The 23,112-nt window shown below is 73.3% G+C and carries 15 protein-coding genes and 2 pseudogenes; 11 read left to right on the top strand and 6 right to left on the bottom strand.

The genetic code is table 11. The features are described 5' to 3' along the window. Nucleotides 1–35: 35 nt before the first annotated feature. The 3 genes from Z164_RS0114455 to Z164_RS20680 all read right to left on the bottom strand — a co-directional run bounded on the left by Z164_RS0114455 (nucleotide 36) and on the right by Z164_RS20680 (nucleotide 2,955). Nucleotides 36–398 (bottom strand): H-NS histone family protein, encoded by a 363-nt coding sequence (locus Z164_RS0114455; RefSeq protein ID WP_024891396.1) that lies wholly within the window; start codon nucleotides 396–398, stop codon nucleotides 36–38. A gap of 304 nt (nucleotides 399–702) precedes the next feature. Then, entirely contained in the window at nucleotides 703–2,409 is a 1,707-nt protein-coding gene (locus Z164_RS20685) for a proline--tRNA ligase (protein WP_043690258.1), read from the bottom strand. Between the two features lie 138 nt (nucleotides 2,410–2,547). After that, nucleotides 2,548–2,955, bottom strand: coding sequence for a DUF4124 domain-containing protein (locus Z164_RS20680; protein ID WP_052338476.1), 408 nt, complete (start codon nucleotides 2,953–2,955; stop codon nucleotides 2,548–2,550). 125 nt (nucleotides 2,956–3,080) lie between these two features. Between Z164_RS20680 and pssA the strand changes: the two genes are divergently transcribed. Genes pssA through rimI form a run of 3 tightly spaced genes read left to right on the top strand, consistent with a single transcriptional unit; the run spans nucleotide 3,081 to nucleotide 4,641 of the window. Then, nucleotides 3,081–3,905: a CDP-diacylglycerol--serine O-phosphatidyltransferase gene (gene pssA / locus Z164_RS0114440; RefSeq protein WP_024891395.1), complete on the top strand. Its 825-nt coding sequence runs from the start codon at nucleotides 3,081–3,083 to the stop codon at nucleotides 3,903–3,905. After that, on the top strand, nucleotides 3,902–4,159 hold the full coding sequence (locus tag Z164_RS23715) for a hypothetical protein (RefSeq protein WP_081770207.1): 258 nt from the start codon (nucleotides 3,902–3,904) through the stop codon (nucleotides 4,157–4,159). The genes pssA and Z164_RS23715 overlap by 4 nt, the downstream gene beginning before the upstream one ends. Then, nucleotides 4,156–4,641, top strand: coding sequence for a ribosomal protein S18-alanine N-acetyltransferase (gene rimI, locus Z164_RS0114430; protein WP_043690282.1), 486 nt, complete (start codon nucleotides 4,156–4,158; stop codon nucleotides 4,639–4,641). Before Z164_RS23715 ends, rimI begins: the two co-directional genes overlap by 4 nt. A gap of 4 nt (nucleotides 4,642–4,645) precedes the next feature. On the opposite strand, the gene lptG is transcribed toward rimI, so the two are convergent. Then, nucleotides 4,646–5,755, bottom strand: coding sequence for an LPS export ABC transporter permease LptG (gene lptG, locus Z164_RS0114425; protein WP_024891392.1), 1,110 nt, complete (start codon nucleotides 5,753–5,755; stop codon nucleotides 4,646–4,648). Then, nucleotides 5,752–6,837, bottom strand: a complete 1,086-nt coding sequence (gene lptF, locus Z164_RS0114420; RefSeq protein ID WP_024891391.1) for an LPS export ABC transporter permease LptF — start codon at nucleotides 6,835–6,837, stop codon at nucleotides 5,752–5,754. Before lptF ends, lptG begins: the two co-directional genes overlap by 4 nt. 168 nt (nucleotides 6,838–7,005) lie before the next feature. Here lptF and Z164_RS0114415 point away from each other — a divergent pair, with 168 nt between their 5' ends. The 3 genes from Z164_RS0114415 (at nucleotide 7,006) to Z164_RS0114405 (ending at nucleotide 11,863) form a co-directional block, all read left to right on the top strand. Next, nucleotides 7,006–8,511, top strand: a complete 1,506-nt coding sequence (locus Z164_RS0114415; protein ID WP_024891390.1) for a leucyl aminopeptidase — start codon at nucleotides 7,006–7,008, stop codon at nucleotides 8,509–8,511. Between the two features lie 15 nt (nucleotides 8,512–8,526). Next, the gene (locus tag Z164_RS0114410) at nucleotides 8,527–8,949 is read left to right on the top strand and encodes a DNA polymerase III subunit chi (RefSeq protein WP_024891389.1); all 423 of its coding nucleotides are present in this window, start codon (nucleotides 8,527–8,529) and stop codon (nucleotides 8,947–8,949) included. 142 nt (nucleotides 8,950–9,091) lie between these two features. Continuing rightward, nucleotides 9,092–11,863 (top strand): valine--tRNA ligase, encoded by a 2,772-nt coding sequence (locus Z164_RS0114405; RefSeq protein WP_024891388.1) that lies wholly within the window; start codon nucleotides 9,092–9,094, stop codon nucleotides 11,861–11,863. Between the two features lie 66 nt (nucleotides 11,864–11,929). On the opposite strand, the gene Z164_RS0114400 is transcribed toward Z164_RS0114405, so the two are convergent. Further along, the gene (locus tag Z164_RS0114400) at nucleotides 11,930–12,454 is read right to left on the bottom strand and encodes an RDD family protein (RefSeq protein ID WP_024891387.1); all 525 of its coding nucleotides are present in this window, start codon (nucleotides 12,452–12,454) and stop codon (nucleotides 11,930–11,932) included. Nucleotides 12,455–12,526: 72 nt separating this feature from the next. Here Z164_RS0114400 and xerD point away from each other — a divergent pair, with 72 nt between their 5' ends. From xerD to Z164_RS23710, 5 genes and pseudogenes are all read left to right on the top strand, one after another. Continuing rightward, the gene (gene xerD / locus Z164_RS0114395; protein ID WP_043690255.1) at nucleotides 12,527–13,492 is read left to right on the top strand and encodes a site-specific tyrosine recombinase XerD; all 966 of its coding nucleotides are present in this window, start codon (nucleotides 12,527–12,529) and stop codon (nucleotides 13,490–13,492) included. A 72-nt stretch (nucleotides 13,493–13,564) separates the two neighbouring features. Continuing rightward, complete coding sequence (locus Z164_RS0114390; RefSeq protein WP_024891385.1) at nucleotides 13,565–14,407, top strand: DsbC family protein; 843 nt, start codon at nucleotides 13,565–13,567, stop codon at nucleotides 14,405–14,407. A 71-nt stretch (nucleotides 14,408–14,478) separates the two neighbouring features. Beyond that, complete coding sequence (purL, locus tag Z164_RS0114385; protein WP_024891384.1) at nucleotides 14,479–18,510, top strand: phosphoribosylformylglycinamidine synthase; 4,032 nt, start codon at nucleotides 14,479–14,481, stop codon at nucleotides 18,508–18,510. A gap of 854 nt (nucleotides 18,511–19,364) precedes the next feature. Further along, nucleotides 19,365–22,184, top strand: a pseudogene (locus Z164_RS22825) (ESPR domain-containing protein); the annotation flags it as partial. 85 nt (nucleotides 22,185–22,269) lie between these two features. Beyond that, nucleotides 22,270–23,112 (top strand): annotated as a pseudogene (locus Z164_RS23710) (ESPR-type extended signal peptide-containing protein); the annotation flags it as partial.

Genomic DNA, 23,112 nt, shown 5'->3' with positions numbered 1-23,112 from the left:
GGGGCCGGCGTTCCGGTTCGGCCGCGTGGCGCGGATCAGGCCTTGATGAGGAAATCCTCGATCTTCTTGCCCTTGGCGAGTTCCGCGGCCAGCCAGCGCGGGTGCTTGCCGCGACCGGTCCAGGTCTCGGCCTTGTTGGCCGGGTTGCGGTACTTCGGCGGAACCTTGCCCAGCTTGCGCGCGGTCTTGGCCGGCGCCGCGGCCTTGCGCACGCGCCCGGTGCCCGCGCTGCCGAACAGTTCGGCCACGGTATAGCCCTCGGTGCGGGCCAGGGCTTCGATCTTGCGCCGGACCACCGCCGCGGACTTGCGCTTCTTCAGCGTGGTCTTGCGCTTCTTCGCCTGGTTGATCAGCGAATCGAGCTCGCGTGCGGACAGGGTGTTCAGGTCGATGGCCATGCTTGCTCCAGAAATGGATGGAAGGAAAGGCGCCGTCCTGGGCAGATCGGGGATGATAATGGAACGAAATCGGCAGGGATATACCCGATTCGGTAATCGCACCGAATCAGGGCCGTCAGGCGCCGATTCCACGAGGCGCCCGGCGGGCCGCCGCGCACGCTGCGGCGGGCGCGGATTTTTAGGGGATTTCGCCCGGATTCCAGGCCGGAATCCCCGCCGCGCGCGGCGGGGATAATCGGATCCGCGGCCGCGATTATGGGGCGGGGTCGGCCTTTTGGTCGGCGCCCTCGCCCGGCGCCGGGATTCAGCTGGCGTCCAGCCCCAGGCGCACGCGCAGGCTGCCGCGGTCCAGATTCTCGGATTCGCCGCCGGCGCGGGCGCGGTATTCGAAAGTGCCCGCCGCCAGGCCGCGTTCGGAGACCACCACCCGGTGCGGGATCCCGATCAGTTCGATGTCGGCGAACATCGGCCCCGGGCGCAGGCCGCGGTCGTCCAGCAGCGCGTCCACGCCGGCCTCGCCGAGCTCGCGGTACAGCGCCTCGGCCGCCTCGGTCACGTCCGGGTTCTGCTTGGGATTGATCGGGCACACCGCCACCCGCCACGGCGCCATCGGTTCCGGCCAGACGATGCCGGCCGGGTCGTGGTTCTGCTCGATCGCCGCGGCGACGATGCGCGATACCCCGATGCCGTAGCAGCCCATCGCCGGCACCACCGCCTTGCCGTGCTCGTCGAGCACGCTGAACCCCATCGCCTCGGCGTAGCGGCGCCCGAGCTGGAACACGTGGCCGACCTCGATGCCGCGGGCGATGCGGATCTCGCCGCCGTCGGCCGCGCGGTCGCCGTCGACCACGTCGCGCAGGTCCGCGACCCGCTCCGGCTCCGGCAGGTCGCGGCCCCAGTTGACCCCGGCCAGGTGGAAGCCCGTGGCGTTGGCGCCGACCACGAAGTCCGCCATCGCCGCGACCTCGCGGTCGGCGATCACGCGGACCGCGGTCTTCGGCGCGACCGGGCCGAGGAACCCGGGCTCGCTGCCCAGGTGCTCGGCGATCTCGGCCTCGGTGGCCAGCCGGTAGTCCCCCAGGCCGGGCTGCTTGGCCAGCTTGATCGGGTTCGCGGCGTGGTCGCCGCGCAGCAGCGCGACGACGAAGCGCCCGTCCTCGCCGACCAGCGCCAGCGTGCGCACCGTGCGCGCCAGCGGGATGCCCAGCAGCGCGGCGACGTCATCGCAGGTCCGCTGCGTCGGCGTGTCCACCCGGCGCATGGGCTCGGCCGGCGCCGGGCGCGGGCCCGGCTCGGCGGCCTGCGCGAGTTCCACGTTGGCCGCGTAATCGGAGCCGGTGGAAAACGCGATCGCATCCTCGCCGGAATCGGCCAGCACGTGGAACTCGTGCGAGGCGCTGCCGCCGATCGCGCCGGTATCGGCCTCCACCGCGCGGAAGCGCAGCCCCAGGCGGGTGAAGATGCGCGCGTAGGCGTCGTACATGGTCTGGTACTGGCGCGCCATGCCGGCATCGTCGAGATCGAACGAGTAGGCGTCCTTCATCAGGAACTCGCGCGCGCGCATGACCCCGAAACGCGGGCGGATCTCGTCGCGGAACTTGGTCTGGATCTGGAAGAAGGTGACCGGCAACTGGCGGTAGCTCGACAGCTCGCCGCGGGCGAAATCGGTGATCACTTCCTCGTGGGTCGGGCCGTAGCAGTACCAGGCGTCCTTGCGGTCCTGGAAGGTCAGCAACTGGTCGCCGAACTTGGTCCAGCGCCCGCTCTCCTCCCACAGTTCGCGCGGCTGCACCGACGGCATCAGCAATTCGATCGCGCCGGCGCGGTTCATTTCCTCGCGGACCACCGCCTCGACCTTGCGCAGCACGCGCAGGCCCAGCGGCGACCAGGTGTACAGGCCCGCGCCGAGGCGGCGGATCATGCCGGCCTTGAGCATCAGCTGGTGGCTGACGATCTCGGCGTCGGCCGGGGTTTCCTTGCTGGTATGGAGATGGAACTGCGACAGGCGCATCGGGGCGGTCGGGTGGCGGCGGAGCCGGGCATTGTGCCACCGGAACGCGGGCGAATCCCGGCGCAGCGGCGATACCGGCGGCGAAGACGCGGAGTTTCTGCGCGAAAACCTTCCGCCGGCGGCCGACGCCGCCCGCGCTCAGTCGCAGTAGGCGCGCGCGGCGGCCTGCGCGAATTCCAGTTGCGCGGCGCGCTCGGCGTCGGTCAGCGTGCGCGGCGCGCCGCTGCCGTCGTCCTGCTGCACGGGCGCGTCGCCGCTCAGGATCTCGATATTGCCGCGCGCGGTCTCGCATTGCGCCGCGCGCGGGTCCGCGGGCGCGGCAGCGGCGGTCCTGGCCTGCGCGGGCGCGGCGGCCGCCGCCGCGGGCTGCGCGGGTGCCGGCTGCGCGATCCGGCGCCGGGTGTAGTCGCCGCGCTCGGGCGGGCTTTCGGAATAGTGGGTGACGCCGCTGGCGTCCTTCCACTGGTAGATCTCCTGCGCCGCGGCGCTGCCGGCCGGCAACGCGAGGGCGAGCCCGAGGGCGAAACCGGTGACCGGGTGGCGCATGGCGAAGCTCTCCTGGCGGGCCGTGGCGTGCGCCGATTGCAGCATCGCGCCGACGGGGGCGCAAGTCGGCGGCGCGGCCGTCGCCGCCGCACGGTCGGCGCGCGGCGGCCTGCTAGACTCGCGCGATGGATCGGGACGCACCGGAACGGGACGATACGCAGCAGGGCACGACGGGGCGGGCGCCGCCGCCGCCCGCGGCGCCGCGATTGCGCGGGCGCGGCATCTACCTGCTGCCCAACCTGTTCACCACCGGCGGCCTGTTCGCCGGCTTCTTCGCCATCATCGCCGCTTCGCAGGGCCGCTTCGGCGCCGCCTGCGTGGCGATCTTCGTCGCCGCGGTGCTGGACGGCATTGACGGCCGCGTGGCCCGGCTCACCAACACCCAGAGCGAGTTCGGCGTGCAATACGACTCGCTCGCCGACCTGATCAGCTTCGGCATGGCGCCGGCGCTGGTGATGTACCACTGGTCGCTGGTGGCGCTGCGCCTGGACGGGCCGACGCTGGGCAAGATCGGCTGGCTGGCGGCGTTCCTGTACGCGGCCTGCGCCGCGCTGCGGCTGGCGCGCTTCAACAGCCAGGTCGACGTCGTCGACAAGCGCTGGTTCATCGGCCTGGCCAGTCCGGCCGCGGCCGGGCTGATGGCGAGCTTCGTGTGGACCTGCGACGAGCTCGGCCTGCGCGGCGCCGACCTGCGCTACGCCGCGCTGGCGGTGACGGTCGTGGCCGGCCTCGCCATGGTCAGCCGCATCCGCTACACCAGCTTCAAGGGCAGCGGCACCGGCCCGCGCTCGGACCGGGTGCCGTTCGTGGCGCTGCCGATCGCGGTGGCGGTGCTGATCGCGCTGTGGATCGATCCGCCGCGGACGCTGCTGGCCGCTTCCGCGCTGTATCTGCTGTCGGGTCCGGCGCAGTGGATCTGGCGCCGCCGCGCGCGGCAGAGGGCGGCGTGAACTGGGACGGCGTCCAGCGCGGCGCGCTCGAGGCGCTGGGCTATCGGCTCTATCGCCGCGCCGGTCCGGCAGCGCCGCCGGCGCCCGACGACCCGCTGTCGCGGGCGTTGCTGCGCGCCGCCGGCGTCGATCCCGACGATCCCGAGGCCGGGCGCCTGTGCGGCGAGTGGCCGGCGCCGGCGCAGTTGCGCACCGCGGCCGCCAAGCGCGCCCTGTGGCCGCGCCTGCGCGCGCTGCGGGCCCGCCGCGGATGAGCGCCCGGGCGGCGGACGAGGGCGCGGCGCCGCAACTGCGGCCGATGCGCGAGGCCGACCTCGACGCGGTGATGGTCGTGGAGCGGCAGGCCTATCCGTTCCCCTGGACCGCGGGCATCTTCCGCGACTGCCTGCGCGCCGGCTACCCGGCCTGGCTGCTGCAGGAGGGCGACGCGGTGATCGGCTACGGCGTGCTCAGCGTCGCCGCCGACGAGGCGCACGTGCTCAACGTCTGCGTGGCGCCGGCGGCGCAGGGCCGCGGCCACGGCCGCCGTCTGCTGCGTGCGCTGCTGCGCATCGCGCGCGGGCACGGCGCGGCGCGGGTGTTCCTCGAGGTGCGCCCGTCCAATCCCGGCGCGATCGCGCTCTACCATGCCGAGGGCTTCAACGAGATCGGTCGCCGCCCGCGCTACTACCCGGCCGTGGGCGGTCGCGAGGACGCGATCGTGATGGCGCTCGAACTGCTGCCCGACGAGACCTGACCGGCTAGCCGCTGCGGCGACGGAACAGCGCGAACGAGATCGCCATCATCAGCAGCGGCGGGATCAGGTAGGCGATGCGGAAATCGAAGCGGTACACGCCGGCCAGGCGCACGAACTGGTTCTGCAGCAGCCAGAAGCCCAGCGCGAACACCACGCCGATGAACAGCCGCCGGCCCAGGCCGCCGCTGCGCAGGCTGCCGAAGGCGAACGGGATCGCCGCCAGGCACAGCGCCAGCACGTTGAACGGGTAGAACCAGCGGCCCCAGTAATGCTCCTCGTACTCGGCGGCGTCGAGGCCGTTGCGCTCGCGGTACTCGATGCCGCGCTTGAGGTCGGCCGCGGTCTGGTAGCGCGGCCGCCACAGGTTGCCGGCGGTGGCCAGCGAGGCGGCGTCGAGCTGCGAGGCCCAGGTCTCCTCCATCGCCTCCGTGCGCGTGACCGCGCGCTCCTCGAACCAGGTGCGGTGCACGCCGCGCAGCAGCCAGCCCGAGCCGGTGTGCTCGGCCAGTTCGGCGCGCGCCACCGAGACCAGGCGGCCGTCGTCGTCGAACTCGAACAGGCGCACGTCGCCTAGTTCCAGCCACTGGCGGTCGCCCTCGCTGCGCTGCTGGCCGACCTGGGCGTTGAGGAAGGTGTTGCCTTCGCGCGCCCACAGGCCCGAGTAGCGCGCGACCACCATGTCGTTGGAGCGGGCCGCGGCCTTCAGGGTATCGCCGGCGCGCTGCGCCCACGGGCCCAGGGTCTCGCCGTTGACGATCATCAGCGCGGTCAGCGCCACCAGCGGCACCGCGGCGGCCAGGCTGATGCGCCGGCGCGAGAGGCCCAGCGCGCGCAGCGCGGTGAGTTCCGAGGTGGCCGCGAGCTGGCCCAGGCCCATCAGCGCGCCGATCACCGCGGCGGTGGGGAACATCATGTAGGCGCGCCGAGGCACGGTGTAGAGCACGTAGGTCAGCGCGGTCGCGGCGGTGTAGTTGCCCTCGCCGATGTTGTCGATCTCCGACAGCAGGCCGCTGACCACCAGGTCCACGCCCACCAGCACCGCCCAGGTCAGCAGCACCGTGACCAGCACCGTGCGCGCCACGTAGACGGTATGGATGCGCGGCAGCAGCCTCATCGCGCGGCCCTCCTGCGGCGGCCGAGCCGGCCGTCGCGCACGTAGCTCCAGATGGCGAAGGCCAGCAGCGGCAGCAGCAGCCACCATAGCCCGAGGCCCGGCGAAAGCTTGCCGTCGGCGATCCAGTCCTGCCCCAGCAGCACCAGGTTCACCGAGACGAAATAGCCGAGGAAGGCGAGCATGGTGCGGCCGTAGCGCGACTGCCGCGGCGGGCTGCGCGCCAGCGGTACCGCCAGCAGGCCGAAGGCCAACGCCAGCAACGGGGGCGCGATGCGGAAATGCAGCTCGGCGCGGGCCTCGGTCCGGTCGTCGCCGAGCAGCGCGAGGGTGGGCGCGGTCTCGGGGTCGTCTTCGTCGCGCCGGCCCTCGGCATCGGGCAGCTGCAGCTCGTTGCTGGCGAAGCGCATCATGCGGAAGTCGAGCCCCTCGCGCAGCGGTCCCTCCACGCGGAAGCCGTCACCGAGCTCCAGGAAGCGGTCGCCGCTGCCCTCGACCTTCAGTACGCCGGTGGCCGCGGTGGTCACGTCCATGCGCGCCTCGTCCTGCTGGTAGACGAACACGCGCGCCATGTGGCTGCCGTCGTCGGACATCCCGCCCACGTAGACCACGCCGCGCCCGCCCGGCAGCTCGACGAAGCGGCCGGCCTCCAGGCCGGCCAGCAGCAGGCTGCGGTTGCCGGCCTCGATCATCCGCTGCGAGTAGTCGCGCGCCCACGGGCCCAGCCACAGCGAGCACAGCGCCACGAACGCCACCACCGGCACCATCAGCATCATCACCGGCCGCAGCAGCCGGCCGGGACCGACGCCGGCCGCGGTGAGCACCGGCATCTCGGAATCGCGGTAGAGCCGGCCCACCGAAAGCAGCAGCCCGAGCATCAGCCCCAGCGGCAGGACCAGCGGCAGATAGTTCAGCACCTGCAGGCCGAGCTGGGACAGCATCATGCCGGCGGGGACCCGGCCGCGGGCGATGTCGCCGAGCACGTCGGCGAACACGCCGCCGAGGCTGACGACCATCAGCACCACCAGCACCGCGAAGGTGGCCTGGGCGAATTCGCGGAACAGGTAGGTATCGAGTTTCGGCATCGTCCGGCGGGTTGCTTTAGACTAGCGGGTCCATTCCCGGCGCTTCGCGGTGCCGGCCCAGGTTCGGGCCCGCGCGGCCGCGACCGCAAGCGGGCCATTGTAGGGAATGGTTGTAAAGAAAGCGCCGAGCGCACCGCGCGCCCCTCACCCGCTGATGGAATCTGGTCGATGACCCTCGAATTCACCCTGAACCGCGAAGACCCCGCCACCGTCGACGCCGGCTGCGTCGTGGTCGGTGTATTCGCCGACGGGCGCCTGTCGCCCGCCGCGCAGGCGATCGACGCCGCCTCCGGCGGCCGCCTCGGCCGCCTGGTCCAGCGCGGCGATCTCGCCGGCAAGTCCGGCCAGACCGCGCTGCTGCACGATCTCGACGGCGTGACCGCGCCGCGGGTGCTGGCGGTCGGGCTGGGCGAGGCGGGCAAGTTCGGGGTGGCGCAGTACCTCAAGGCGGTCGCCGACGCGGTGCGCGCGCTGCGCACCGGGCCGGTGACGGACGCCCTGCTGACCCTGAGCGAACTCGACGTGCCCGGGCGCGATGCGGCCTGGCGCGTGCGCCAGGCGGTGGTCGCCGCCGACCACGCCGCCTACCGCTACACCGCCACCTTCGGCGCCAAGAACCGCAAGCGCGACGAGTCGGGCCTGCGCGCGCTGGCCGTCGCCGGCGAGGACGCCGCGGCGCTGGCCCAGGGCGTGGCGATCGCCAACGGCGTCGAGTTCGCCCGCGAGCTGGGCAACCTGCCGCCCAACATCTGCACCCCGGCCTACCTGGCCGAGCAGGCGCAGGCCTTCGCCGCGCGCTTCGACAAGGCCGCCTGCACCGTGCTCGAGCGCGAGCAGATGGAGGAACTGGGCATGGGCGCGCTGCTGGCGGTGGCCCGCGGCTCGGCCAACCCGCCGCGGCTGATCGTGCTGGAGTGGAACAACGGCGGCGACGCCAGGCCCTACGTGCTGGTCGGCAAGGGCATCACCTTCGACACCGGCGGCGTGAACCTCAAGACCCAGGGCGGCATCGAGGAAATGAAGTTCGACATGTGCGGCGCGGCGACGGTGATGGGCGCCTTCGTCTCCGCGGTCGGGCTCGGCCTGCCGATCAACCTGCGGGTGGTGGTGCCGGCGGTGGAGAACGCCATCGACGGCAACAGCTACCGGCCGTCCGACATCCTGACCAGCCTGTCCGGCAAGACCATCGAGGTCGGCAACACCGACGCCGAGGGCCGGCTGATCCTGTGCGACGCGCTGACCTACGCCGCCCGCTTCGAGCCCGAGGCGCTGGTCGACGTGGCCACCCTGACCGGCGCCTGCATGGTCGCGCTGGGCACCCACGCCAGCGGCCTGATGAGCCAGCACGACGACCTCGCCGGCGAACTGCTGAGCGCGGGCGAAGCGGTCTTCGACCGCGCCTGGCGCCTGCCGCTGTGGGACGAATACCAGGGGCTGCTGGATTCGGCGTTCGCCGACGTCTACAACATCGGCGGCCGCTGGGGCGGCGCGATCACCGCCGGCTGCTTCCTGTCGCGCTTCGCCGAAGGCCAGCGCTGGGCGCACCTGGACATCGCCGGCAGCGCCAGCGGCAGCGGCAAGCTGGGCATGGCCACCGGCCGCCCGGTGGGGCTGCTGTCGCAGTGGCTCATCGACAGGGCCGGGCCTCGGGACTCGGGACTGGCGACTCGCTAAGAGTCCCGGCTCCCCATGCGCGCCGATTTCTACCTGATCGCCAAGCCGCGCTTTCGCGACGAGCCGCTGCGGCTGGTCGCGGAGCTGGCGCGCAAGGCCTACGACGCCGACCTCTGGACGCTGGTGCTGGCGCGCGACCGCGCCCAGGCCGAGGCGCTGGACGACCTGCTGTGGGACATGGGCGACGAGGTCTACATCCCGCACCAGATCGCCGGCACCGACGACGAGGACGACGCCTGCCCGGTGCTGATCGCCAGCCCTGAGTTCGATCCGCCGCAGCGGCCGGTGGTGATCAACCTGCGCGACGCGCCCGTGCCGGACGGCTTCGAGCGCGTGCTGGAGGTGGTGCCCGCCGACGAATCCGCCCGCGGCCCGCTGCGCGAACGCTGGAAGCACTACAAGGCGCGCGGCATCGAGCCGACCAAATACGATATGTAGCAGTCGAAGGCGGGGAGCGCACTCGGCATTCGGCGGCCGCCGGAACGAAGTACGGCGAACGCAACGGCCTCCGTGGATTCCGCGGCTTCCGGTCCCCGCTCTCCGGTCCCAACCCCGAATCCCCCATCTCCGGCGCCCGCCCATGACCCTCGCCCCCAGCTACGACCCCCAGTCCTTCGAGTCCCGGCTGTACGCGCGCTGGGAGGCGTCGGGCGTGTTCGCCCCGCAGGGCGACGGGCCGGCCTACAGCATCCTGCTGCCGCCGCCCAACGTCACCGGCACCCTGCACATGGGGCATGCGTTCCAGCACACGCTGCAGGACGCGCTGGTGCGCTACCACCGCATGCGCGGCTACCGCACCCTGTGGCAGGTCGGCAGCGACCACGCCGGCATCGCCACCGAGATGGTGGTGGCGCGCAACCTCGGCCGCGAGGGCCGCGGCGAGACCCGCGATTCGCTGGGCCGCGAGGGCTTCGTCGCCAAGGTGTGGGAGTGGAAGGCGGAATCCGGCGGCACCATCGAGCGGCAGATGCGCCGGCTGGGCGCGTCCGGGGACTGGAGCCGCAGCGTCTTCACCATGGACGAGGGCCCCTCGCGCGCGGTCGCCGAGGCGTTCGTGCGCCTGTACGACGAGGGCCTGATCTACCGCGGCCAGCGCCTGGTCAACTGGGACCCGGTGCTGAAGACCGCGATCTCCGACCTCGAAGTGGTCAGCGAGGAAGAGGACGGCCACCTGTGGTCGATCCGCTATCCGCTGGCCGACGGCAGCGGCGAGGTGGTGGTGGCGACCACGCGCCCGGAGACCATGCTCGGCGACACCGCGGTGATGGTGCACCCGGACGACGAACGCTACGCGCACCTGGTCGGCAAGACGGTCAGGCTGCCGCTGACCGGGCGCGAGATCCCGGTGATCGCCGACGCCTACGTGGACCGCGAGTTCGGCACCGGCGTGGTCAAGGTGACCCCGGCGCACGATTTCAACGACTACGCGGTCGGCCAGCGCCACGGCCTGCCGCTGATCAACGTCTTCACCCCCGAGGCGAAGGTGACCGGCGACGTGCCGGAGGCCTACCGCGGCCTGGACCGCTTCGAGGCGCGCCAGGCGGTGCTGGCCGACCTGGAAGCCGGCGGCTTCCTGGTCGAGACGAAGGCGCACAAGCTGCAGGTGCCGCGCGGCGACCGCACCGGCCAGGTGATCGAGCCCTACCTGACCGACCAGTGGTTCGTGCGCATGGACGAGCTGGCGCGGCGCGGGCTGGCGCGGGTCGAGAACGGCGACGTGCGCTTCGTGCCGCCGAACTGGCTCGGCACCTACCGCCACTGGCTGGAGAACATCCAGGACTGGTGCATCAGCCGCCAGCTCTGGTGGGGGCACCGGATCCCGGCCTGGTTCGGCGACGACGGCTCGGTCTACGTGGGCCGCGACCTCGACGAGGCGCGCGCGCGCGCGGCCGAGGCCGGCTATCGCGGCGAGCTGCGCCAGGATGCGGACGTGCTGGAGACCTGGTTCTCCTCGGCGCTGTGGCCGTTCAGCACCATGGGCTGGCCCGATGCCGATGCGATGGCCGAGCGCGGCTTCGACGCCTTCGTGCCCTCGAGCGTGCTGGTGACCGGCTTCGACATCATCTTCTTCTGGGTCGCCCGGATGATCATGATGACCGACAAGCTGGTCGGCGAAGTGCCGTTCCGCGACGTCTACATCACCGGCCTGGTCCGCGACAAGGACGGGCAGAAGATGTCCAAGTCGAAGGGCAACATCCTCGATCCGATCGACATCATCGACGGCATCGCGCTGGAGGATCTGGTCGCCAAGCGCACCACCGGGCTGATGAAGCCCAAGGACGCGCCGAAGATCGAGAAGGCCACGCGCAAGGAATTCCCCGACGGCATCGCCGCGCACGGCGCCGACCCGCTGCGTTTCACGATGGCCGCGCTGGCCGGTCCCGGGCGCGACATCAAGTTCGACCTCGGCCGCGCCGAGGGCTACAAGAACTTCTGCAACAAGCTGTGGAACGCCGCCCGCTTCGTGCTGATGAACACCGACGGCGCGCGCTTCGCCGGCGCGCCGCAGCCGCGCACCGACGCCGAGCGCTGGATCCTGGCGCGGCTCGACCGCGCCGCCGCCGAGGCCGCCGAGCATTTCGCCGCGTACCGCTTCGACCTGCTCGCGCAGGGGCTGTACGAGTTCGCCTGGAACGCGTTCTGCGACTGGTTCGTGGAGCTGGCTAAACCTGCCCTCAACGGCGAGGACGCGGCCGCGGCCGAGAGCACCCGCCACACCCTGCTGTACGTGCTGGAGGCGCTGCTGCGGCTACTGCACCCGCTGGTGCCCTTCGTCACAGAGGAACTGTGGGGGCACGTCGCGCCGCGGCTGGGCGTGGACGCGCAGACCATCTCGCTGCAGCGCTACCCGCAGGCGGGCGACATCGACGTCGCCGGTTTCGCCGCCGCCGAGGCGGACGTGGAATGGCTGCGGCAGATGGTCTCGGCGGTGCGCCGGGTCCGCAGCGAGCTGGGCGTGTCGCCCGCGCGGCAGGTGGAGCTGCTGGTGCAGGGCGCCGCCGCCCAGGACGCCGCGCGCATCGCGCGCTTCGCCTCGCAGCTCGCGTTCCTGCTGCGCCTGTCGGGCATCCGCGAGCTCGCCGGCGATCCGCCGCCCTCGGCCGCCGCCGTGGTCGGCGAGCTGCGCCTGTTCGTGCCGCTGGAGGGCCTGGTCGATCTGGACGCGGAGCGCGCGCGGCTGGACAAGGAACTCAAGCGCGTGGATGCCGAGATCGCCAAGTGCAACGCCAAGCTCGGCAACGCCACCTTCGTCGCCAACGCACCCGCCGCGGTGGTGGAGCAGGAGCGCGCGCGCTTGGCCGACTGGACCGCGCAGCGCGAGGGCCTGGCCGCGCAGCGGGGCAGGCTGTGAGGGTCGGGGGGCGGGGGCCAGAGGCCAGAGGCCAGAGGCCAGGGAAAAGCGGCTAAAGGCTAAGGCTCATCGCGACGCGCGCGTGCCTTCAGCTTTTCCCTGACCCCTGACCCCTGACCTCGGCTCCCGCACGATCCGGGTGCCGCTGGCGCGGTCGTGCCAGGTCAGCCGGTCGCGGTCGAACCAGGCCCACCAGAAGCCGAGCCCGCCGGCCAGCAGGGAGACCGTGCCCACGGCGTAGCGCACCCAGGCCGCGCGCGCGCCGACCGCGTCGCCGTCGGCGGCGACCGCGCGCAGCCGCCAGGGGCGCATGCCCAGGGTCTGGCCGCCCCGGCGCCAGCTGGCCGTGGCGTAGAGGCCGGTCACGATCCAGCAGCAGGCCCAGAGCAGCCACTGCAGGCCGCTGAACGGCGCGATGTTCTCGTGCGGGTCGTGGTGGCCGAGGAAGGTGTAGCCCAGCGCGAAGACGAATCCCAGCACGAACCACAGCGCCACCGCCGGCCACAGGTCGTAGAACAGCGCCGCCAGGCGCCAGCCGATCCACGGGCGCGGGCGTGCGGGTGGGGCGGAGCGGTCGGCGGTCGCGGTCATCGCCGCCAAGGATAACGGCCCCGCCGCGCGCCCGGGCTGTCGTGCGCGCGGCCGAGCGCCTACGCTGTGCGCATGCTCGCCACGCCCGCCGATCGCCGCGCCGCTTCGATGGCCCTGCCGCCGCTGCGCGGCGAGGACGAGGCCGCCATCGACGCCTGGCTCGACGCCGCCTGGGCCGAGCGCGGGCTGGCGCGGCAGACGCTGGACAGCTATCGCCGCGATCTCGTCCTGCTCGCGCGCTGGCTCGATGGCCGCGCCGGTGGCGTGGGCGGGGCGACGCGCGCCGATCTGCTCGATTACCTGGCCTGGCGCGCGCGCCAGGGCTATACCGCGCGCAGCAATGCGCGCCTGCTGTCGGCGTTGCGCGCGTTCTACCGGTACCAGGCCGCGCGCGGCGCCCGGGCCGACGACCCGACCGCGCTGCTGGAAGCGCCGAAGCAAGGCCGTCCGCTGCCCAAGGCGCTGACCGAGCGGCAGGTCGAGGCATTGCTGTCGGCGCCCGACCTGTCCACGCCGGAGGGCCTGCGCGATCGCGCCATGCTGGAACTGATGTACGCCTGCGGGCTGCGCGTGAGCGAGCTGGTGGGCCTGGCGGCCAACGGCGTCAACCTGCGCCAGGGCGCGCTGCGGGTGACCGGCAAGGGCAGCCGCGAGCGCCTGGTGCCGCTGGGCGAGGAGGCGCAGCACTGGCTGCAGCGCTACCTGGCCGAAGCCCGGCCGCTGCTGGCCGGCCGTGGTGGCGCGCAGGTCGCCGGTACCGAGCCGCTGTTCCTCGGCGCCGGCCGCGTCGCGCTGTCGCGGCAGGCGTTCTGGGCCACGGTGAAGCGCTGCGCGGCGATCGCCGGCCTCGATCCGGCGCGGGTCAGCCCGCATGGCCTGCGCCACAGCTTCGCCACCCACCTGCTCAACCACGGCGCCGACCTGCGTGCGCTGCAGATGCTGCTCGGACACAGCTCGCTGTCGACCACGCAGATCTACACCCTGGTCGCGCGCGAGCAGCTCAAGCGCCTGCATGCGCGGCACCACCCGCGGGGCTGACCGCGGGCCGGCATCGCGCGCCGGGCATGCGACAATCCGGCTTTCGCCAAGACGCGCCGCCTGGATCCGCCTATGCTCGCCCGCACGAAGTCGCTGCTGTCTCCCCCGGCCGTCCTGGCCCTGCTGGTCGCCTCCTTCAGCCTGAGCGCCTGCGCGCAGGCGCCGGCGCCCGGCGCGACGGACGGGCAGGCCGCCGATGCCCCGGCGGACGCGCCCGCGCCGGCCGGCCCGGAGGTCGCCCCGGGCAGCGCCGAGGCGCGCGCGGTCGAGGCCATCCGCGCCATCAACCCGCGCATCGAGGTGGAGGCGGTGGGGCCGGCGCCGATCGACGGTTTCCGCGAGGTGATCGTGAGCGGGCAGGTGGTCTACGTCAGCGACGACGGCCGCTACCTGCTGCAGGGCAGCCTGTTCGACGTGCCCGCGCGCCGCGACCTCAGCGAGGAGGCGGTGGCCAAGATCCGCCGCGCGCTGCTGGCCGAGGTGCCCAAGAGCGAACGCATCGTGTTCGCGCCGGCCTCGCCGAAGTACACGGTCAGCGTGTTCACCGACGTCGAATGCGGCTACTGCCGCAAGCTGCACCAGGAGATCGCCGAGTACAACCGCCTGGGCATCGCGGTGGAGTACCTGGCCTTCCCGCGCATGGGGCCGGCCAGCGAGGACTTCGCGAAGATGGAGGCGGTGTGGTGCGCGCCCGACCGCGCCGCCGCGCTGACCGCGGCCAAGGCCGACCAGGACGTGCCGCGCCGCGCCTGCACCAGCCCGGTCGCGCGCCACTACGCGCTGGGCCAGCGCATCGGCTTGGCCGGCACGCCGCTGATCGTCGCCGAGGACGGGACCCAGCTGCCGGGCTACATGCCGCCGGCGGCGCTGCTCGAGGCGCTGGAGAACCTGCAGAAGAACGCCGCCGGCGGTTGACCGGCGCGCGCGCCGGCCGGGCCCGGGGCGGTCCGCTACAATACCGCCCCCGCCTTACCCAGCCGCCGGACATGATCGTCCTCGAGGGCCTGCCGGCCCTGTCCGCGTTCCGCCTGGAACGCCTCGAAGCCCGCCTGCAATCCCGCGTTCCAGGCCTGCGCCTGCTCGGCGCCCGGTACGTGTACTGGATCCGGCCCGAGGACGGCGCCACGCCCGATCTCGCCGCCCTGCGCCGCATCCTGGACGCCGACGGCGATCTCGCGCCCACGCCGGAGGGCGCGGTCTCGCGTTTCGTTTCCCCGCGCCTGGGCACGATCTCGCCGTGGGCCAGCAAGGCCACCGAGCTGCTGCGCGGCGCCGGGCTGGCGGTGCGGCGGGTCGAGCGCGGCACCCGCTTCGATCTGGCCGGCTGGCCCGACGGCGAGGGCGCGGCGGCCGTCGAGCGGCTGCTGCACGACCCGATGACGCAATCCCTGCTCGCCGCAGCCGACGAGGCCGAGGGCCTGTTCGCGGCGCCGCCGCGCGGCGCGCTCGAGCGGATCCCGCTGGAGGCGCTGGAGGCCGCCAACGAGCGGCTCGGGCTGGCCCTGGCCGAGGACGAGATCGCCTACCTGCGGCTGCGCTTCGGCGAGCTGGGGCGCGCGCCCTCGGACGTCGAGCTGATGATGTTCGCGCAGGCCAATTCCGAGCACTGCCGGCACAAGATCTTCAACGCCAGCTGGACCCTCGACGGCGAAGCGCAGCCGCTGTCGCTGTTCCGGATGATCCGCAACACCCACGCGCACACGCCGCAGTACACGCTGTCGGCCTACAGCGACAACGCGGCGGTGGTGGAAGGCTATCCGGCGCGCCGCTTCCGGCCGGACCCCGCGACCGGCGAGTACGCCGCCGGCCCGCTGGTCGACAGCGCGTTCTGCATCAAGGTGGAGACCCACAACCACCCGACCGGCATCTCGCCGTTCCCCGGCGCGGCGACCGGCGCCGGCGGCGAGATCCGCGACGAGGGCGCGACCGGGCGCGGCGGCCGGCCCAAGGCCGGGCTGTGCGGCTTCTCGGTCTCGCACCTGCGCATTCCCACGCTGCCGCAGCCCTGGGAGCGCCCGCGCGCGCTGAACCCGCGGCTGGCCCCGGCGCTGGAGATCATGCTCGACGGCCCGATCGGCGCGGCCGCCTTCAACAACGAGTTCGGGCGCCCGAACCTGGCCGGCTACTTCCGCAGCTTCGAGCTGCCGCACGGCGAGGGCGGCTTCGCGTACGCCTACGACAAGCCGATCATGCTCGCCGGCGGTCTCGGCGCGGTGGACCGCGAACAGGTCGCCAAGCGGCGGCTGGCGCCGGGCTCGGCGGTGGTGGTGCTGGGCGGGCCGGCGATGCTGATCGGCCTGGGCGGCGGCGCGGCCAGCTCGGTGGCCGGCGGCAGCAGCGACGAGGCGCTGGACTTCGCCAGCGTGCAGCGCGAGAACCCGGAAATGCAGCGCCGCTGCCAGGAGGTCATCGACCGCTGCGTGGCGCTGGGCGAGGACAATCCCATCCTCTCCATCCACGACGTCGGCGCCGGCGGCCTGTCCAACGCGATCCCCGAGCTGCTGCACGATTCCGGCGTGGGCGGGGTGATCGACCTCGACCGCGTGCCCAGCGACGACCCTTCGCTCTCGCCCATGCAGCTGTGGTGCAACGAGTCGCAGGAGCGCTACGTGCTCGGCATCGCGCCCGAACGGGTCGATGAATTCGCCGCGCTGTGCGCGCGCGAGCGCTGCCCGTTCGCGGTGGTCGGCTACGCGACCGCCGAGGAACACCTGCGGGTGGGGCATGGGGTGCTGCAAGAGGCCGGGACTCGGGACCCGGGACCCGGGACTCGGGGCGATGCCCCCGTGGATGCCGAGGGCGCGTCGTCCGCCATTCCTTCCCCGGCGACCGTAGGATCTCCCCGCACCGCCGACACCGCTTTTCCCGAGTCCCGAGTCCCGGGTCCCGAGTCCCGGCTCGAGCCCCAGCCCCACCCCATCGACCTGCCGATGGACGTGCTGTTCGGCAAGCCGCCGAAGGTGCACCGCGACGCCGAGCGCCCGGCGCCGGTGCGCTGGCCCACGCTGTCGGGCCAGGCGATCGACCTGCACGATGCCGCGCTGCGCGTGCTCGCGCACCCGGCGGTGGCGGCCAAGCAGTTCCTGATCACCATCGGCGACCGCACCGTGGGCGGCCTGACCGCGCGCGATCAATTGGTCGGGCCCTGGCAGATGCCGGTGGCCGATTGCGCGATCACGCTGGCCGGCTTCGACGGCACCGCCGGCGAGGCGATGGCGATCGGCGAGCGCGCGCCGCTGGCGCTGATCGATGCCGCCGCCGCGGCGCGCATGGCCGTGGGCGAGGCGATCACCAACCTGTGCGCCGCGCCGGTGGACTCGCTGGAGCGGATCAAGCTGTCGGCGAACTGGATGGCCGCCGCCGGCCACGCGCACGAGGACGCGCGCCTGTTCGAGGCGGTCCAGGCGGTGGGCATGCAGCTGTGCCCCGAGCTCGACCTCAGCATCCCGGTGGGCAAGGACTCGCTGTCGATGCAGGCGCAGTGGCGCGACGGCGGCGAGGCGCACAAGTCGGTCTCGCCGGTCTCGCTGGTGGTCAGCGCGTTCGCGCCGGTGGCCGACGTGCGCGGCCAGCTCACGCCGCTGCTGTCGCGCCGCCGCGACAGCGAACTGTGGCTGATCGGCCTGGGCGGCGGGCGCCGCCGCCTGGGCGGCTCCATCCTCGCCCAGTGCCACGACGCCTTCGGCGGCGCATGCCCCGATCTCGACGACCCCGCGCGCCTGCGCGCGTTCTTCGAGCTGATCCGCGACGCGCGCGCGCAGGGCCTGTTGCTCGCCTACCACGACCGGTCCGACGGCGGCGCCTTCGCCGCGCTGTGCGAGATGGCCTTCTGCTCGCACGTGGGCCTCGACATCGACCTCGACGGCTGGGGCGCGGAGCGCAGCGAGGACGTGTTCCGCATGCTGTTCGCCGAGGAATTGGGCGCGGTGGTGGAGATCGCCGCCGAGGACCGCGTCGCCTTCGCCGACCTGGTCGAGCGCCACGGCCTGGTCGAGTGCGCGCAGCGCATCGCCCGTCCGGTCTCCGCGCCCGCCATCCGCGTGCTGCACGGCGACACCGTGCGCGCGGAGTGGAGCTGGGAATCGCTGTTCGATGCGTGGTGGTCGGTCAGCCACGCGATGCAGCGCCTGCGCGACAACCCGGCGTGCGCCGACGAGGAGTTCGCCCGCGCGCGCCGTTTCCACGATCCCGGCCTGCAACCGCGGTTGAGCTTCGATCCCGCCAAGGCCCCGGCCGCTCCCGCGGTGATCGGCACGGCGCGGCCGCGGGTGGCGATCCTGCGCGAGCAGGGCGTCAACAGCCAGACCGAGATGGCGGCGGGCTTCGACCGCGCCGGTTTCGCCGCGGTGGACGTGCACATGAGCGACCTGATCGCCGGCCGCGCGCGGCTGGCCGATTTCCAGGGCCTCGTCGCCTGCGGCGGCTTCAGCTACGGCGACGTGCTCGGCGCCGGTCGCGGCTGGGCGACCTCCATCCTCGAGCGCGCCGAGCTGCGCGACGCCTTCGCCGCCTTCTTCGCGCGCGCCGACACGTTCTCGCTGGGCGTGTGCAACGGCTGCCAGATGCTCTCGCAGCTGCGCGAGATCGTGCCGGGCGCGGAGCACTGGCCGCGTTTCCTGCGCAACCGCAGCGAGCAGTACGAGGCGCGCCTGGGCCTGCTGGGCGTGGCCGAATCGCCTTCGCTGTTCCTGGCCGGCATGGCCGGCTCGCGCCTGCCGGTGGCGATCGCCCACGGCGAAGGGCGCGCGAGCTTCGACGGCGGCGACCCCGCGCAGGCGATCGTCGCCCTGCGCTACCTCGACCACGACGGCGAACCGACCATGGCCTACCCGGCCAACCCCAACGGCTCCGTCGACGCCATCGCCGGCCTGACCAGCCGCGACGGCCGCGCCACCATCCTGATGCCGCATCCCGAGCGCACCCTGCGCAGCCTCAACTTCAGCTGGCATCCCGCGGACTGGCCGGACGAATCGCCGTGGATGCGGATGTTCCGCAACGCCCGGCGGGCGGTGGGCTAGGGCCTTTTCCCTACCCCCCGCAAGCGGGGGGGGGGGCGCTCTGTTTTTCCTTCCCCCCGCAAAGCGGGGAGCACTCTGTTCTTCCCTCCCGCAAAGCGGGGAGCACCCTGTTTTTCCCTTCCCCCGCAAGCGGGGACCCTCCTGTTTTTTCCTTCCCCCGCAAGCGGGGAGCATCCTGTTTTTTCCTTCCCCCGCAAGCGGGGGAAGGTGCCGAAGGCGGATGGGGGCACGCCGCAGGCGTGCGAACGCGCCCTGAGCCGGCGCTGCGCGCCACCTTCGTCGCTGTCGCGCTGCGCCTGGGCGCGTGGGCGGGCGACACATTCGCCCGGCATCGTCTGGCCGACGGACCCGTGCAATGGGCAGCCGGTGCATGCATCGTCTGGGGCAACTCAATAGTTAAAAACTATCAATAGCCGGGCCGGCCGAAACGCCGGACCGTGCCTGCCCTCGGCCCCTGCAACGACCTCCTGGAAGAGGACGCGTTGCGTCCCGTCTGTCAAGCAAAACGGATGCTGAATCAATCGCTTGGCGACGTTTTTTCGTCTCCTGCAGGCCCATTCAGTGACGCATGGCGTCACTTTGGCTGGCGTGTTCTGCCGTCAACGTCGAGTGCGCGGGGTATTGACTGACGCAGAGAGTCAGTAGGAGTATCGGGTCACGCTTTGACCTGTTAGGGGAAGATTCAGTTGTCCAGGTCGTTCCGCGACGCCGCGCGCGTCGCTCCCGAGGATTTTCTGTCGTCGTCCCTGGCGCGCCGCGCCTGAAGCAGACCCTTCGCCGCTTCTCCATTCAGCGAGAGGCCCGAGGGATGCACTCCCGAAACTCCGGCTCACAACATAGGAAGGGCAGTCTCGATGAACCGCATCTATCGAAAAGTGTGGAACAGCTCGCTGGGTCAGCTGGTCGTGGCATCGGAACTGGCCTCGGGCGACAGCGCCGGGATGCGGACGGACGACGGCACGACGAAGACGGTGACCGGGCACGCCCTGGCGGCGCTGGCGCTGGCGATCGCGATGGGCCTGGCGACGGCCGCGGTGCCGGGCGAGGCGCTGGCGCAGGCCGTGTGCTACGACGCCGACGGCAACCCGGTCGGAACCGCCGATGCCGCCGGCGCGGTCGCCTGCGGCGAGGGCGCGTTCGCCACGGGCAGCGACGCGACCGCGCTCGGCGCCAGCGCGGCCGCGGAAGCCGACTACGCGACCGCGGTGGGCGCGGCGGCGCAGGCGACGGCGGAAGGCGGGTCGGCCTTCGGCAGCGGCGCGTTCGCGCTGGAGCAAGCCGCGACCGCGATCGGCTACAACGCGCTGGGCGCCGGCGAGGGCGCGGTGGCGCTGGGGGCCGGCGCCGAAGCGTGGGGCGATGCGGGCATCGCCATCGGTGCCGGGGCGCGCGCCGACGCGCAGGGCGCGACCGCCACCGGCGCCGGCGCGGTCGCCGAGGCCGACGACGCCACCGCGACCGGCAGCGATGCGCTGGCCTCGGGGACCCATGCCACCGCCACCGGCGTCCTCAGCGAGGCGACCGCCGACGCGACCTCGGCCTACGGCGGCTACGCCGCGGCGAGCGGCTATGCGGCGACCGCCGTGGGTTACGACGCGGCCGCGCAAGGCGACTACGGCACCGCCGTCGGCGCCGGCGCGCTCGCCAGCGGCCACGACGCCAGCGCGTTCGGCGCGGGCGCGGTCGCCGCCGGCGAGAACAGCGTCGCCCTGGGCCGCGATTCGCTGGCCGATCGCGACCATACCGTGTCGGTCGGTGCGGCCGGGGAAGAGCGGCAGATCGCCAACGTGGCGGCCGGCACCGAGGCCACCGACGCGGTGAACCTGGAACAGCTGCAGGCGGCGACCGCCGACAGTCGCTACTTCACCGCCACCGGCGAGGGCGAGGCCTTCGCCACCGGCGAGGAATCCACCGCCGCCGGTTCCGGCGCCTACGCCGAGGCCGACTACGCCACGGCCGTCGGCGCGGGCGCCACCGCCTACGGCGTGGGGGCGTCCGCGCTCGGCACCGGCGCCCTGGCCGGCGGCCAGTACGCGCTGGCCTCGGGCTATGGCGCGGTCGCCGAGGCCGATTCCAGCACCGCGATCGGCGGCACGCTGTATGCGGTGGGCGAAGACGGCGCCATCGTGCTCGACCAGGTCACCACGGCATCCGCCGAGGGCGCCTCGGCGCTGGGCGCGGGCGCGCAGGCCACCGGTGCCTACGCCAGCGCCACCGGCGCGGCCGCCACGGCGAGCAACACCCAGGCCACGGCCACCGGCTACCGCAGCATCGCCAGCGGTCTGGCTTCGACCGCCAACGGCGGCTTCAGCGAGGCGACCGGCGATTTCGCCACCGCGCTGGGCTACGGCACCGAGGCGAGCGGCGCGCGAGCCACTGCGGTGGGCATCAGCGCCACCGCGAGCGGGGCGACCAGCGTCGCGCTGGGCTCGTCGTCGAGCGCGACCGGCCTGAACGGCGTCGCGGTCGGCGGTTCGGCCTGGGCCACCGCCGACCACACCACCGCCGTCGGCCAGTTCGCCTGGGCGACCGCGGCGGGCGCCACCGCCATCGGTCGCGATGCCTATGCCTATGGCGCCAACGCCACCGCCCTCGGCCTGAGCGCCTGGGCCAACGGCGCCAGCAGCGTCGCGTTGGGCGCGGGTTCCCGCGCCACCCAGGAGAACGTGGTCTCGGTCGGCAACGGCACCGGCGCCGGCGGGCATCCGGCCACGCGGCGGATCGTCAACGTGTCCGACGGCGTCGACGCCCACGACGCGGTCAACGTCGCCCAGCTGGAAGAAGTCGCGGACCTCGCCGAGGGCACCCAGCGCTACTTCAAGGCCAGCGGCGAGGGCGAGGCTTTCGTGACCGGCGAGCAAGCGCTGGCGGCCGGCGCCAACGCCGCCGCCGACGGCGACTACTCCAGCGCCGTGGGCTCGAGCGCGGTGGCGCTCGCCGAGGGCGCGTCCGCGTTCGGCAGCGGCGCCTTCGCGCTGGAGGCCAACGCCACCGCCATCGGCTTCAACGCCTCGGCGATGGCGGCCAACGCGCTCGCGCTGGGTGCGGCGTCGAGCGCCAGCGGCGAGTACGCGATCGCGCTGGGCGCCGAGAGCGAGGCGTCCGGCGAACTGGCCACGGCCACCGGCGCCGGCGCCGTCGCCAGCGGCGACGGCAGCCTCGCCTCGGGCGCGCTCGCCAGTGCCTCCGGCATCGAGGCCACCGCGGTCGGCTTCTACGCCGACGCCTCGGGCGAGGGCGCCACCGCGGTCGGCGCCGAAAGCATCGCCAGCGGCGAGTCGGCGGCCGCGTTCGGCCTGCTGGCCGAGGCGGGCAACGACTACGCCACCGCGATCGGCGGCTATGCCGCGGCGACCGGCCTCAACGCCACCGCGCTGGGCAACTTCAGCACCGCATCGGGCTCGAGCAGCGTGGCGCTCGGCTCCGACAGCGTCGCTTCCGGCAGCTACAGCACGGCGGTCGGCCAGGCGGCGCTCGCCAGCGGCATCAACAGCGTCGCCGTCGGCGGCTCCCTGGCCGGCCTGCTGCCGACCGAGGCCGCGGGCGACTTCTCCACCGCCATCGGCGGCGCCGCCTACGCCGGCGGCGACAACAGCACCGTGGTCGGCAACTTCGGCGAGGCCTACGGCGAGAACACCGTGGTCCTGGGCGCCGACGCGGTCGCCAGCGCCGACGGCAGCGTGGCCCTGGGCCAGGGGTCGCGGGCCGACCGCGCGAACACGGTGGTACTTCCGCGCCACCGGCGAGGGCGAGGCCTTCGTGACCGGCGAGGAAGCGCTGGCCGCCGGTTCCAACGCCACGGCCGACGGCGACTATGCCACCGCGGTGGGCTCGGGCAGCAACGCCTCCGCGGAAGCGTCTTCGGCCTTCGGCAGCGGCGCGTTCGCGCTGGAGCAGGCGGCGACGGCGGTGGGCTTCAACTCGGTCGCCGGCGGCGCGAGCGCGGTGGCGCTGGGCGCCTACGCCGAAGCCTGGGGCGAATCGAGCACGGCGCTGGGCACGGGGGCGCAGGCGCAGGAGATCGGCGCCACCGCCAGCGGCGCCGGCGCGATCGCCGACGGCGCCTATGCCACCGCCACCGGCAGCGAGGCGCAGGCCTCCGGTACCCAGGCCACGGCCACCGGCTTCCGCAGCGAGGCCAGCGCCGACGCCGCGTCGGCCTATGGCGGCTACGCGACCGCGAGCGGCTTCGGCGCGACCGCGCTGGGCTACGGCGCCGAGGCGCAGTCCGACAACAGCACCGCCGTCGGCTTCGGCGCGGTGGCGGGCAACTACGACGCGACCGCCGTCGGCGCCAACGCCATCGCCAGCGGCGACAACAGCGTGGCGGTGGGCGGTGCGTTCTGGGGCTTGCTCCCGACCGAGGCCTCCGGCGACTACGCGACGGCGATCGGCGGCGCCGCGAGCGCCAGCGGCTTCAACAGCACCGCGCTGGGCAACTCCAGCCAGGCCCACGGGGACCACTCGCTGGCGCTGGGTTCCGACAGCGAGGCCGGCGGCGAAGGCAGCGTGGCCCTGGGCCGGGGCTCGGTGGCCGACCGCGACCACACGGTGTCGGTCGGCGCGGCCGGGGAAGAGCGGCAGATCGCCAACGTGGCGGCC

This window comes from Luteimonas huabeiensis HB2 (assembly GCF_000559025.1).
GTDB classification, from domain to species: Bacteria; Pseudomonadota; Gammaproteobacteria; order Xanthomonadales; family Xanthomonadaceae; genus Luteimonas; species Luteimonas huabeiensis.
The sequence above is the reverse complement of the archived record's forward strand: the minus strand, read 5'-3'. Positions and strand labels throughout refer to the sequence as shown.

What these genes read in the sequence shown, in the direction of transcription:
- Z164_RS0114455 (WP_024891396.1), bottom strand. Translation starts at nt 398, where the DNA reads ATGGCCATCGACCTGAACACCCTGTCCGCACGCGAGCTCGATTCGCTG.
- Z164_RS20685 (WP_043690258.1), bottom strand. Translation starts at nt 2,409, where the DNA reads ATGCGCCTGTCGCAGTTCCATCTCCATACCAGCAAGGAAACCCCGGCC.
- Z164_RS20680 (WP_052338476.1), bottom strand. Translation starts at nt 2,955, where the DNA reads ATGCGCCACCCGGTCACCGGTTTCGCCCTCGGGCTCGCCCTCGCGTTG.
- pssA (WP_024891395.1), top strand. Translation starts at nt 3,081, where the DNA reads ATGGATCGGGACGCACCGGAACGGGACGATACGCAGCAGGGCACGACG.
- rimI (WP_043690282.1), top strand. Translation starts at nt 4,156, where the DNA reads ATGAGCGCCCGGGCGGCGGACGAGGGCGCGGCGCCGCAACTGCGGCCG.
- lptG (WP_024891392.1), bottom strand. Translation starts at nt 5,755, where the DNA reads ATGAGGCTGCTGCCGCGCATCCATACCGTCTACGTGGCGCGCACGGTG.
- lptF (WP_024891391.1), bottom strand. Translation starts at nt 6,837, where the DNA reads ATGCCGAAACTCGATACCTACCTGTTCCGCGAATTCGCCCAGGCCACC.
- Z164_RS0114415 (WP_024891390.1), top strand. Translation starts at nt 7,006, where the DNA reads ATGACCCTCGAATTCACCCTGAACCGCGAAGACCCCGCCACCGTCGAC.
- Z164_RS0114410 (WP_024891389.1), top strand. Translation starts at nt 8,527, where the DNA reads ATGCGCGCCGATTTCTACCTGATCGCCAAGCCGCGCTTTCGCGACGAG.
- Z164_RS0114405 (WP_024891388.1), top strand. Translation starts at nt 9,092, where the DNA reads ATGACCCTCGCCCCCAGCTACGACCCCCAGTCCTTCGAGTCCCGGCTG.
- Z164_RS0114400 (WP_024891387.1), bottom strand. Translation starts at nt 12,454, where the DNA reads ATGACCGCGACCGCCGACCGCTCCGCCCCACCCGCACGCCCGCGCCCG.
- xerD (WP_043690255.1), top strand. Translation starts at nt 12,527, where the DNA reads ATGCTCGCCACGCCCGCCGATCGCCGCGCCGCTTCGATGGCCCTGCCG.
- Z164_RS0114390 (WP_024891385.1), top strand. Translation starts at nt 13,565, where the DNA reads ATGCTCGCCCGCACGAAGTCGCTGCTGTCTCCCCCGGCCGTCCTGGCC.
- purL (WP_024891384.1), top strand. Translation starts at nt 14,479, where the DNA reads ATGATCGTCCTCGAGGGCCTGCCGGCCCTGTCCGCGTTCCGCCTGGAA.